Annotated in this window: 8 protein-coding genes; 7 read left to right on the top strand and 1 reads right to left on the bottom strand. The window is 36.5% G+C overall.

Going from position 1 to position 13,264, the window contains the following annotated elements:
* Nucleotides 1–2: 2 nt before the first annotated feature.
* On the bottom strand, nucleotides 3–149 hold the full coding sequence (locus B9T27_RS14825) for a hypothetical protein (protein ID WP_228146134.1): 147 nt from the start codon (nucleotides 147–149) through the stop codon (nucleotides 3–5).
* Between the two features lie 743 nt (nucleotides 150–892).
* Between B9T27_RS14825 and B9T27_RS03210 the strand changes: the two genes are divergently transcribed.
* From B9T27_RS03210 to B9T27_RS03180, 7 genes are all read left to right on the top strand, one after another.
* Nucleotides 893–1,576: a GntR family transcriptional regulator gene (locus B9T27_RS03210; protein ID WP_086205428.1), complete on the top strand. Its 684-nt coding sequence runs from the start codon at nucleotides 893–895 to the stop codon at nucleotides 1,574–1,576.
* Nucleotides 1,577–1,594: 18 nt separating this feature from the next.
* The gene (gene prpB, locus B9T27_RS03205) at nucleotides 1,595–2,479 is read left to right on the top strand and encodes a methylisocitrate lyase (protein WP_086205427.1); all 885 of its coding nucleotides are present in this window, start codon (nucleotides 1,595–1,597) and stop codon (nucleotides 2,477–2,479) included.
* Between the two features lie 85 nt (nucleotides 2,480–2,564).
* Nucleotides 2,565–3,719: a 2-methylcitrate synthase gene (prpC, locus tag B9T27_RS03200; RefSeq protein WP_086205426.1), complete on the top strand. Its 1,155-nt coding sequence runs from the start codon at nucleotides 2,565–2,567 to the stop codon at nucleotides 3,717–3,719.
* 1,056 nt (nucleotides 3,720–4,775) lie between these two features.
* Nucleotides 4,776–6,608, top strand: coding sequence for a DUF1302 domain-containing protein (locus B9T27_RS03195; RefSeq protein ID WP_086205425.1), 1,833 nt, complete (start codon nucleotides 4,776–4,778; stop codon nucleotides 6,606–6,608).
* A 472-nt stretch (nucleotides 6,609–7,080) separates the two neighbouring features.
* A complete protein-coding gene (locus B9T27_RS03190) occupies nucleotides 7,081–8,100 on the top strand; it encodes an AraC family transcriptional regulator (RefSeq protein WP_086205424.1) in 1,020 nt (339 codons plus the stop codon).
* 262 nt (nucleotides 8,101–8,362) lie between these two features.
* Nucleotides 8,363–9,991: a long-chain fatty acid--CoA ligase gene (locus B9T27_RS03185; RefSeq protein ID WP_086205423.1), complete on the top strand. Its 1,629-nt coding sequence runs from the start codon at nucleotides 8,363–8,365 to the stop codon at nucleotides 9,989–9,991.
* 714 nt (nucleotides 9,992–10,705) lie between these two features.
* Nucleotides 10,706–13,264 (top strand): CshA/CshB family fibrillar adhesin-related protein (locus B9T27_RS03180; RefSeq protein ID WP_213033006.1); only part of this gene is annotated, 2,559 nt, incomplete at its 3' end.

Genomic DNA, 13,264 nt, shown 5'->3' with positions numbered 1-13,264 from the left:
TTTTAACGGTAGCTGATTTTTTCAGGTTTCGGTGCTTCATGACCTTCAATATAATGATCAGTCATTTTCACAGTTGCATGACCCGCTAATGCTTGTGCATATTTTTTACCATATAGCTGAGTGGTGTTATATAAACCAAGCGCACGCAAACCGGGAATATGTTTTTATATTCAAGCAAATTTTCGTGAAATTGAACTTAAACATATAATCAGGAAGATTTATTGAAATTCATATCGATATATATGATTTTTTATTTTGGTACTCGCTTCGGATGCATATTCTTATATAAACCTACCATCTATTCCTATTCCAAGTAGACACACAGTGTGTTTATCATCCAACAATAAAGAGTAGTCCAGTAAACTAATAAAACATCACTGATGTAAAGTTTAATAATTACTCATTAACAGCCACCTTAAAATTGATATCTGTAACTTCTTTGAGATAGTTTTCTGTGACTCCAAATAGAGTTAATTATTAAAAATAATCGTCAAAAGCTGGCTGGTTTCCAAGTCGGTTGAATCAGTCATGGCCTTAAAGTGATTAGTAGAATGAACTGGCTGAATTTTATCTAACACTTTAAAAAAGGTTTGCCCTAAGTAAAAATATCTGCTCTGAGCATACTCATGCTAGAGCTTTTCTGAGTAGAAGATTAAATTTTTTGCTGTCAATGCTAGATCTAGATAATGAAATGAAGGTCAGGCTTACAGGAAGCCTATGATCATGTACATACAGATATTAAAAATAATTACCCTAGCGCTTTAAGTATTGTGTTTGTTTTAATTTTAAGTTGTAAGTTTTTACTCTTATTTGTGATTATTGTCGACAATATGGTTGAATAATATTTATTATTAGCTTATTTTTAGTCATATTGAATTTAATTGTTGACACTATGCTCGCCGATCCCCTTGTGCAATCGACCAAACAAGTCTCAACGGAGACTTTAACGGATCAGATCTTTAGAAAGATTCAGAAGGCCATTGTTAGTGGTGAGATTGCAGCTGGAAGTAAAATATCAGAGCCAGAATTAGCTCGGGTTTATGGCATCAGTCGTGGGCCACTACGTGAAGCAATCCATCGTTTAGAAGGACAAAAACTGGTTGAACGAACTGCGCATATTGGAGCACGTGTGGTGTCCTTATCTCGACAACAATTATTGGAGCTATACCAAATTAGAGAAAATTTGGAGGGTTTGGCCTGCCGTTTAGCTGCACAGTGTATCGATAAGCAAAAAATTCTGACCTTAAGAGCACTTTTACACGTGCATTCACAGGATCAAGATTTTAAAGAAGGCAAAGGCTATTATTTACAAGAAGGTCAGGATGACTTTCACTACTGCATTATTAAAAATTGTGGCAATAAAACCTTAGAACATATGTTGTGTAATGAGCTATATCATTTAATTCGGATGTATCGGGTACAGTTTTCAAATACCCCAGACCGTCCCAATAAAGCACTTTCTGAACATATTCAAATTTTAGATGCGATTGCAGAAGGGGATGCAGAACTTGCAGAGCTACTGATGCGTCGACACATTGCAGCATCATATCGAAACATTCAACAATATTCAGTGTAAAACAAGGAGACTCATATCATGTCAAAATCCACAGCAGGTCAAAAATTTAGAGATGCAGTTGCCAGTGAGCATCCATTACAAGTTGTGGGTACCATCAATGCCAATCATGCTTTACTTGCACAACGTGCAGGGTATAAAGCGATTTATTTATCAGGTGGTGGTGTCGCGGCAGGTTCACTCGGTTTACCTGATTTAGGTATTAGTAATCTAGATGATGTATTAACAGATGTGCGCCGTATTACTGATGTATGTGATCTTCCATTATTAGTTGATGCAGATACTGGTTTTGGTGCTTCAGCATTTAATATGGCGCGAACCACAAAATCATTGATTAAATTTGGTGCAGCGGCAATGCATATCGAAGATCAAGTGGGTGCTAAACGCTGTGGACATCGTCCCAATAAGGCGATTGTATCTACTGCAGAAATGGTTGATCGTATTAAAGCCGCGGTTGATGCGCGTACAGATGAAAGTTTCGTCATTATGGCTCGTACAGATGCTTTGGCTGTGGATGGGTTACAGGCTGCTATTGACCGAGCTGGTGCATATATTGAAGCAGGTGCTGATATGTTATTTCCAGAAGCCATTACAGAACTAGAAATGTACAAACAATTTGCTCAAGTCACTCAAGTGCCAATTTTAGCCAATATTACTGAATTTGGTTCAACGCCATTATTTACCACAGAAGAACTGGCTTTGGCCGATGTGAGCATTGCACTGTATCCGTTATCTGCATTTCGTGCCATGAATAAAGCTGCAGAAAATGTTTATGAAACATTACGTAGAGAAGGGACTCAAAAAAATGTAATTGATACTATGCAAACCCGTCAGGAACTGTATGAACGTATTAATTACCATACTTTTGAGCAGTATTTGGATGCTTCATTTAGCAAAACAAAATAATTTAGGCATGCACATAGTTCGTAAAAATAATATCTGAATCGCAGGTAAGCGATAGATAGAGATGAAAAATACAAGGAATATAACGATGACTACAGAAACAACAACAGGCTTTAAACCTAAAAAATCGGTCGCACTTAGCGGACAAGTGGCAGGAAATACTGCACTATGTACTGTAGGACGTAGCGGCAATGACCTACATTACCGTGGTTATGATATTTTAGATCTTGCTGGCAATAGTGAGTTTGAGGAAGTTGCGCATTTATTGGTTCATGGCAAACTGCCTAATCAAGCTGAGCTTCGTGCTTATAAAAGTAAACTGAAAGCTTTACGTGGTTTACCAAGCGCGCTAAAAACAGCTTTAGAACAACTTCCACCTTCTGCTCACCCTATGGATGTTATGCGTACTGGTGTCTCGGTTTTGGGTTGTTTAATACCAGAACACGAAGATCATAATTATGCAGGTGCGCGTGATATTGCTGATAAATTGATGGCGAGCCTAGGCTCTATGTTGTTGTATTGGTATCATTTTAGCCACAATGGTCGCCGTATTGAAGTCGAAACCGATGATGACTCGATTGGCGCGCATTTCCTACATTTGTTACATGGTGAAAAACCAAGTGAGCAATGGACTCAAGCCATGCATACTTCGTTGATTTTATATGCGGAGCATGAGTTTAATGCATCTACATTTACATCACGTGTGATTGCTGGTACGGGCTCTGATATGTATTCGGCTATTACTGGCGGGATTGGTGCACTACGTGGACCAAAGCATGGCGGTGCGAATGAAGTCGCTTTTGTGATCCAACAGCGTTATGACAATGCAGATGAAGCAGAAGCTGATATTCGTAAACGCGTAGAGAATAAAGAAGTGGTGATTGGCTTTGGTCATCCAGTCTATACCATTGCAGATCCACGTAATGAAGTAATTAAAAAAGTTGCTCATGAACTTGCAGTCGCGCATGAAAATCAAAAAATGTACCTCATCGCAGAGCGTTTAGAAACGGTGATGAAGGAAGTGAAAAATATGTTTCCAAATCTCGATTGGTTTAGTGCAGTGAGTTATCACTTGATGGGTGTACCAACAGCAATGTTTACCCCATTATTTGTAATTGCACGTACCGCGGGTTGGTCTGCACATGTGATTGAACAACGTCAAGATGGTAAAATTATTCGTCCAAGTGCCAACTATACTGGCCCTGAGAACTTAACGTTTAAAGCCTTAGCTGAACGTGATTAAGGAGATTTTTAGCGTAAATTTTAAGTGATACCTAGCTGGATACTTTGCTGTGCATTTAAGCCATCGAATATATTCAGCTAGGCATAGATCTAAACTGTAAAAAGTTTGTAATAATAAGTGATGTGTAATTTTGATACGTTGTTTATTCTAAGTATAAAAATATTGTTTTAATAATTTTGAAATAACGTAAAACATTAAAAAAATTAATTTGTTAGCTATGTATAATATTAAACGGTTCTTAATTATAAGAAATACAGTCATAGAGTAACTATATTTTTTTATAAAATGAAGGCGATTTTTCTTTTTAGAGTTTCAAACCTTATATGTGAATCTAGTTCATTATATTCCCTTTATATCCTGACTATCACCATGATTTTTATTAATCAGTATCCTTCAGTATTTTATATTTTTAATATGGATACTTAGTGATCTATTGGATCGGTATCTCCTTATTATCTTCTGATTTATTCTGTTTTATACTGATTGTTATACATAGCGTGGGGTGTGCTGAAATTAATCAGGAATTAACTGAGGTATTTTTAGTTTTTAAGAATAGTAATGAAGTTATAGTTTTAAGATTGATGGATAATGGGTTTATAAAAAATTAGATTATGTTTGAAATAATAGAAATTAATTTTAGTAGTTTGTTTTTATGTAATAAAAAATAAATTTTAATAAATGTTTAAAAGTGGTTATTTAAACTAAATTTATAAATATTAAAATTATATATTCTTAATGTTGATATGCAAAATTAGTCAATTATTGAATTGAAAAATTAATAAGTATGAATGACTAGATGACTAATTTAGGTGCCTAAAAGACAAAAAAATATATGGATTGCTGTGTAGTTTATTTTAGTAGAACAGTATCGTTCTGAAAATAATAAATAGTGGCATTGGATTGCTGCTTATTGTAGATGCAATAACAATATGAGTTGTTATGTCTATGCATTTGTTAAAAGAAAAAAAATGAGGAATACCCATCTATAAAATGAATCTAGTGGCTTGCTTATATCAGAAGTCAATCAAAAATAAATCATATCGATATGGAGATCATATGGTGAATGAATATACATATTCTAATGGGGTAGCAAAAAATAGAGTCTTGATTCAATCGCTTGGTGCAATTTCCTACTTGGTTTTTTCAAGCTCAACAGTATTTGCAAAGCATATTGATATCAATCAAGACTGGAAATTTGAGACGAATACCAATCTGAGTTTGGGTGCAAGTTGGAGTATGCAAGAGCCTTCAGTTGCACTGCTTTATAAGCCTGATGCAAATAAAATTGGTAAAGAAGGTCATAGCTTGGATGTAAATGCTGATGATGGCCGAATGAATTTTAGTAAACATGATGCCATTTCACAAATTATTAAGGGTTTTACTGAGTTTCGCTTGAATGGTGAACAGCAGGGCGCTGTACTCAGTATTAAATATTGGTATGACCATGCTTATGAAACGGGGCATGGTAATTTCAAAGCATTTGATGATTCAGCATGGCCAAGGCTTGCTAAATTTAAGGGTATAGATCTTTGGGATGCTTATTTATGGAAGAATTTTCAACTCAATAATGGGCAAACATTAAATGCAAAATTAGGTAAGCACACTTTAAATTGGGGGAAATCCCAGTTTTTTCAAAATGGCCTAAATTCAGTTAGTGCATTTGACTTTGCTGCAATGAACAGACCGAGTGGTGACATAAGAGAAAGAATAATACCTGTTGAAATGTTCTCTTTGGTTGCAGGACTGAATGATCACCTCAAGGTTGAAGCATTTTATCAATTTAAGTTTCGTTCTTCAGTAGTTGATGGCTGTGGTACATTTTTTGAAATTTCTGATGTTGTTCCAAGTAATTGTGGGCCAATGTTGATGGCAGGAGGTGGAGATAAGCTATCAGATACTGCATTGCAAGCGCATAGTTATATTCCACGAACAGAAGATCGGATGCCTAAAAATAGTGGTCAGTATGGTATTGCTTTGAAGCAGGTACTACCCAATTTAAATAATGCTGAACTTGGTGTGTACTATGCTAATTATCATAATCGGATTGCAAACTTTGATGCGACGACCATTAAAGCGTTAGAGGCTAAAAATTTTAATACAGCCACCTTTTTTGCTGTTTATCCTGAAAATATTGAAATATTTGGATTGAGTTTGACTGGAAAAGTAGGAACGACCTCTATTTTTAGTGAGTTAAATTATAAGCCGAGTCAGCCTTTGCAATTGAATGGGCCCGATGTTGTTTATTTTCAAATTTTATCAAATGAAACGCCATTTACTCCTGCAGGGGTAGCGCCAGAGCTGAACCAATATATAGAAGGCTATGTACGTTTACCTGTAACTCAATTTTCAATAGGTGCGAGTGACAGTATTTCTAATATTTTAGGAGCAAAAGTACTGCTATGGTCTGCCGAATTTGGAGTCAACCATATTGCTGATATAGGCAATCATCGTATTGGCCGGAGTAGTGCATTTAGTCGCAGTGAACTTTCCACAGGTGCTTATAATCCTGTAACGAGGGCATTTAAATGTACGCCATATGGTACAGCAAATCTCTCAAATGCAGAAATTGATCGTATGAATGAGCATTTTTGTAATAAAGATGGTTTTTTTAGTGAATGGTCTTTAGGTTATCGAGTTCGTGGAGCACTAAATTATGATCATGTTTTTGCTGCAACGGTGCTTACACCGAGCCTGATTTTTCGTCACGATCTGCATGGTTATAGTCAAAATTTTCAGCAAGGGCAAATGGCTATCGGTGCTGCATTGTCTGCGACTTATCAGAAAAAATATTCTGCTGAAATCGCTTATTATAATTATTTCGGCTCGAATGAGTTTAGTGTAATTGACGATAGAGATTATGCTTCGTTAGCTTTTAAAGTTAATTTTTAATTCATTTAGATCAAGGTAAATTTAAAATCATACTGATCGTTTAAAGCTATCATTTTTGTTCTTAACAATACCAGTCACATTTAAACTTGATCTTATTTACTTTTTATTGATTTATGATTGCCACTCGAAAGCATATAAGCTTAGGTTTATTAATCACATTAATATTATTTGATAGTTTTATAGGAGATTTTATTTGTCTAAGCTTTAATACTATGAATCAATGAGGTGGCATGAAAATTTAAATATTATGGTATTGCAGTGAAATAAAATTTCATGGAGACTAGTGTTAAATTTTAAAAATATACCAAAAGGATTTGGGGCAGGGTTCGTAGTTTTTCAGTATTGTTTGTGAATTCAATGAATATGTGTAACTCGAAAAGTTAAATCACTTTTGTTGATGTTGCAGCCTATTTAAAATTGATATTTTACCAGTAAAAATACGCCTGTTACCTCAGCATCAAAAGAGGTTTAGATGAAAGATATAAATGTAAAAATACAGGAAAATTCAACGCCAATTGGTGTACTTTCTTTTTTGTCTAAGTTTTTACAAGAGCAAGGGTTTGATCCGTGGGAGTTATTTAATCCATTTGGAATTCATCAGGACGATTTTAATAATAATTTAATGCCGATATCTTTCCAATTGCATGGAGAAGTATATGAAGCCGCAAAAAAATTAACTGGCTGTGATCATTTAGGTTTGCTGGTTGGACAGAATGCCTGTCTTTCAAATATAGGTCCTTTACGTTTTTTGGTACTGAATGCCGCAACTATGCGTGATGCGGTACAAAGCCTACTTCATTATAGTGACCTGTGGCATAAGGGGATGCATTTTATTTTAAATGAAGATCAGGGCTATGCAGGAATTTGCGTATCTATAGAAGGAGATATGCCAAGTAAAGAACAATTTCAAACGGCTTATTTAGTGGCTATGGTTTCTATGATTGAGCTGATTCTCGGCAAGTCATGGCGACCGACTCTAGTACGTATTTCATACCCTAAACCAGAGTCAGCTCACCTGTATGAGTCATTTTTTCAATGTCCAGTCTGGTTTGGGCAATCACAATGTGAAATGTTATTTCCTCAGGTTCAGTTGGATCAAAAACGCACAGGGCATGATCATCAATTAGATGATTTTTTACGTGGTCATTTATCAGAATTACATAGTCATAAAAATTTTGATTTAGATGTACGTGTTTGCCAAGTGATAGAAGCGTTATTACCGCATGGAATGTGTACGATGGAACGTGTAGCTAAGCACTTTTTAATGCATCGCTTTACCTTATATCGTTATCTGAATGAGTATAAGACCAATTTTGAGTCATTATTGGATGGTATAAGAAAGGAAAAATCAATTAAGTTATTAAAAAATAAAAAATTATTAATTATTGAGGTTGCCAACCAATTAGGTTATGAGGATCAAGCCAATTTTACTCGTGCATTTAAGCGTTGGTACAATATAACCCCGGGTCGTTGGAGACGGCAATCCATCTGAACCTATAGTTTTGCATAGTATTATTGAAAATGATCACATTTTTATGTAGCAATAAAATGTCACTTTGGTGGTGCGTTGAAATTAAAAGAATAAATAAAATATCTATGAATAAGAATAATAATGACCAAATGATAATTTTAAGTGACGAAATGACAAAATTAAAACAATAAGAGCTTGTAGTTTTAGAGCTTAAAATTGAATGTTATTTTTATATATAAACTTAAAATTTAATTGATTATCATCGGAAGATAAGGACATTTCAATGCATGGGAATATGATGTTTCAGCCACTTTTAATTAGTAATTTAATTGAACATGCTGAAATGTATCACGGAGATACTGCCATCATTTCTAAGAATACAGATGGTAGTATGACCCACAGTAATTGGGCACAAGTTGCAAAAAATGCGAAACGTTTTGCCAATGTTTTACAATCATTTGGATTGTCTTTGAGTGATCGAGTTGCAACCATTGCATGGAATAATCATCGTCATTTAGAGTCATGGTATGCCATATCAGGGAGTGGCTTCATTTGTCACACTATTAATCCACGTCTTTTCGCCGAACAGCTCATTTATATCATTAATCATGCCCATGACAAGGTGGTGATTTTTGATAAAACATTCTTAGCTTTAATCGTTTCAATCAAAGCATCTCTACCATATGTAGAGCATTTTATTTGTCTTGATACTTATGATCAGGACATTAAGAAGGCTTTCCCTGAAGTGCAGTTCTATGATGAGTTAATTGCCATACAATCTGATGACTATGTCTGGCCACAGCTTGAAGAGACATTGGCGAGTTCATTGTGCTATACCTCGGGAACGACAGGAAATCCGAAAGGCGTTCTGTATAGTCATCGTTCAACAGTATTGCATAGTTATACGATTAGCTTACCCGATTCACTTAATCTATCTGCACATGACACGATTTTACCTGTCGTTCCAATGTTTCATGTCAATGCGTGGGGCACACCTTATGCCGCAGCCATGGTGGGTTGTAGTCTGGTTCTTCCCGGGCCAATGTTAGATGGGATAAGTTTGGTCAATTTAATTGATCAATACAAAGTCACTAATGCATTGGGTGTGCCGACTATTTGGCAAGGCTTATTAACAGCTGCCCATGATCTGGGTAGTCGACTTATTAGCCTTAAACGTAATGTGGTGGGTGGAGCGGCATGTCCACCATCCATGATTACAACGTTTCGAGATCAATATCAATGTGAAACGATTCATGCTTGGGGGATGACTGAAACTAGTCCGGTCGGTGCCGTCAATCAGCTCAAGGCAAAGCATTTAGAATTAACTGAAACAGAGCAATTTAATCTCCGATTCTCACAAGGCCGTCCACCATTTGGTGTGACTTTACGCATTAGTGATGAAGATAACGGTGTGCAAGAATTGCAGCGTGATGGTCAAACCGCAGGTCATTTACAAATTAAGGGACATTGGATTATCGACTCTTATTTTGGCAAAAATGAAAATGCATTAACCGTCGATGGTTGGTTTGACACAGGAGATATTGCTACGCTGGATCAAGATGGATATTTATCAATTAGAGATCGTTCCAAAGATTTAATTAAATCAGGTGGAGAGTGGATTTCATCGGTTGAGCTCGAGAATATTGCTATAGCACATCCTGAAATTGATAGTGTAGCTGTGATTGCTGCTTGTCATTCAAAATGGGATGAACGCCCAGTGTTGATTGCTAAAAAATCACTTGAAAGTCAAATCACTGAAGCTGATATTTTAGATTATTACACAGATAAAATTGCGAAATGGCAAATTCCAGATAAAGTTATTTTTGTAGATTCAATTCCAATGGGCGGTACAGGAAAAATTCTAAAAAAAGATTTACGTGAAAAATTTGGTTCAGTACTTATCGATGTATAGATTCTTTGAGTGTTTTTGGAGTGGTTATAATTAAAATAACCTCATCTTAGGATATGTTCGTTATTCGAATTGGAATATAGCAACTAAATAAACTTAAAAAAGGCTTACAGTGAAGTTATAACCTGTAGGTCTTTTTTATTGGCTAAAAATAAGCGGTATAGTTTCAGTTTTATAAATTTTATAAAAAGAAAGCATAAATTATGCCAAATCAATAATGGTGTAGAGTCATTTTAAGGCTAAAAATGGGAGGGTAAATTTTAAATTATTTTAATTCTGGATTAACATGATTATTTAGTAGTCACCGATTTTTGAAATAAAATATAGGCTACGAGAGAAAAATATTGTTTCTGCTTTAAATTTCGATTTATTTTGAAATTTTCAGTGTGTAGAAAACCTAAAATATTAACGAGTTAAATATATTTAAAATTGTAGTTTTAATTTTTATGATTTATGTAGAATACAATTGGTGTGATTGCTTTTTGATCAAAATTTGATGCGACATATTATATTTTTATGAGTACGGTATGTTTTAAGTTATTTTAAAGAGCAAGATTAGCATTACAAAAAAATATGTAAAATACTGCAAAAAACATAAAAATATAAACAAAGTTCACAATTTTTTTATACAATAGCCGCAATTGTAGGCTCGAAAAATGACTTATGAACAAAATTCTCAGGTTTATTTTCTCTTTGTGCGTTTTAGCACTTTACTGTTTGTCTCAAACTGCTCTTGCAGCTGCATATGCAACTGGCGGGACTGGTAAATATAAAAATGAAATATTATGGCTCACTTGGGGCGGTACTATTAATGGTACCCCAGGTGTAAATATAATAAATGGCAATAGCAGTTCAGCTTCTATTGCAGTTTCTAGTGCTCAAAACTTAGATGTTAAATGTACGATAAATAATATTGTTAATTCTATACAAAGCTACAAACCAGGAGGTTATCCCCAAGGTGATCGTCTTGATTATATGTATAACATCAATGGGCAAGCCGGTGCGAATCAACTAATTTCAGGGATCGTTAATACTACGGACGGTGCTAATGTTAGTTTTGATATTACCTGTGTGACCAAAGTTGGAAACGATCCTTTTAAGGCACTAGGTTTTGTTATTGCTGATGCTGAATCGATGGCTGTGGGTGAATCTTTTCAAAGTACGGCTCAAGGGCAATGGTATTTAATTGATAAATTTGTAGATCCTTCAGCGACTCCTTCTGCTTATAGTCTTGCAGCATCACCAGCTGGCACGGGTCAAACACTGAGAATAACGACAACACAAGGTAATGCAAAACAGTCTGCAGTTACTTTTTTAAAATTTTCTACTCCAGCTGATACTCAGACCATGAGCTTTAGCCTTAAGGGGGGGGGGAAAACGGCAATGGCAATTGGGCTAGTCGTTCCCTACGCAGATTTTAGTGATGCACCTAAGTCTTATGATAGTGCCATGCATGTTGTCGATAGTATGATGGTCGAGGGTAAAGCACTCACGCCTACTTCTAACCTAGCAGAGAGTGTGTCAATTCTTTCTCCTGAACATACGCTCTTTTTAGGATCAAAAGGTCCAGATGTTGAACCTGCTGCAATTTTTAGTGCTGATGCAACAGGTGATGATAAAAATGGAGTTGATGATGAAGATGCTTGGCAACTATGGGAAGGGTCAAGTAGTTATACAAAAATAAGTACAGTCAATAAAAATAAACCTTATCTGGCCACTTTCTCATGTACGGGCAATGGCACAGTTGCAGGTTGGGTTGATTTTAATCGAAATGGAGTATTTGATAATGGAGAAAGAGCCGAATCTAAATGTAGTGGTGGTCAAGTAGTATTAAATTGGACCATTCCAAATGATGTGAAAGCAGGACTATCCTTTATTCGTTTACGGATCGCATCGAATGCCGCGGAAATCACCTCACCTGTAGGAAAAGCCAATGATGGAGAAGTTGAAGACAGTCAACTAACGATTGGGGCGCCTAAGCTTAATATTGCTAAAACAAATAATGCTACCGCAGATGGCTGGGTTATTAATCAGCCTAATGCAGAATATACGCTGACAGTTACAAATAAAGGAGATGTGGACACAGAAGGTGAAATTACTGTTTTAGATAAAATGCCTGTTGGTTTAACTGCAAAATGGACTGGTACATATAACACGAATGGATGGGCATGTACTTTTGACATTAATCAGCTGATTACCTGTAAAAGTAGTGCTGTGTTAAAGCCATCAGGCAGCTCAGCTATAGTTTTGCCAGTAAATATACCTCGTGAAGCTGTAACTACTTCTCCGACAAAATTTACCAACTATGCTAGTGTCGGTGGTGGGAGCGATCCAGATAAAGGTATACCTGAAACACCTTCTCCTTCGTGTTCTGTTGCCACAGGTTATTGTGCCACTACAGATGTTAATGTTAAGAAACCTGGAGTCGATGTTAAAAAGACCACAACAGCAACGACAGCCAAAGTTGGTGATAACCTCGACTTTACAGTTCGAGTGACGGTAACCAATTCCCAAACTACAGACGTATTAACCTTGACAGATACATTAGGTCAGGGTCTGAGCTTTGTTACAGGCAGTGGCGTATTCCCAGCAGGTTGGACACTGACAGGTTCAGGTCAAGCGATCAGCATGACTGCACCCAAAGGTGTGGTTCCAGGGAGCTATGACATTACCTACAAAGCCACAGTAGGTGCGAATGCCATTAACAATGTTGTGAACAAAGTTGTACCGACAGGTCCAGATAATCCAAGCTGTACAGTAGCGTGTGATACCACGACACCTGTAACTAAACCTGGAGTTGATGTTAAAAAGACCACAACAGCAACGACAGCCAAAGTTGGTGATAACCTCGACTTTACAGTTCGAGTGACGGTAACCAATTCCCAAACTACAGACGTATTAACCTTGACAGATACATTAGGTCAGGGTCTGAGCTTTGTTACAGGCAGTGGCGTATTCCCAGCAGGTTGGACACTGACAGGTTCAGGTCAAGCGATCAGCATGACTGCACCCAAAGGTGTGGTTCCAGGGAGCTATGACATTACCTACAAAGCCACAGTAGGTGCGAATGCCATTAACAATGTTGTGAACAAAGTTGTACCGACAGGTCCAGATAATCCAAGCTGTACAGTAGCGTGTGATACCACGACACCTGTAACTAAACCTGGAGTTGATGTTAAAAAGACCACAACAGCAACGACAGCCAAAGTTGGTGATAACCTCGACTTTACAGTTCGAGTGACGGTAACCAATTCCCAAACTACAGACGTATTAACC

Origin of the sequence: Acinetobacter sp. ANC 4648, from assembly GCF_002135345.1 — a bacterium.
GTDB lineage: Bacteria > Pseudomonadota > Gammaproteobacteria > Pseudomonadales > Moraxellaceae > Acinetobacter.
The sequence above is the reverse complement of the archived record's forward strand: the minus strand, read 5'-3'. Positions and strand labels throughout refer to the sequence as shown.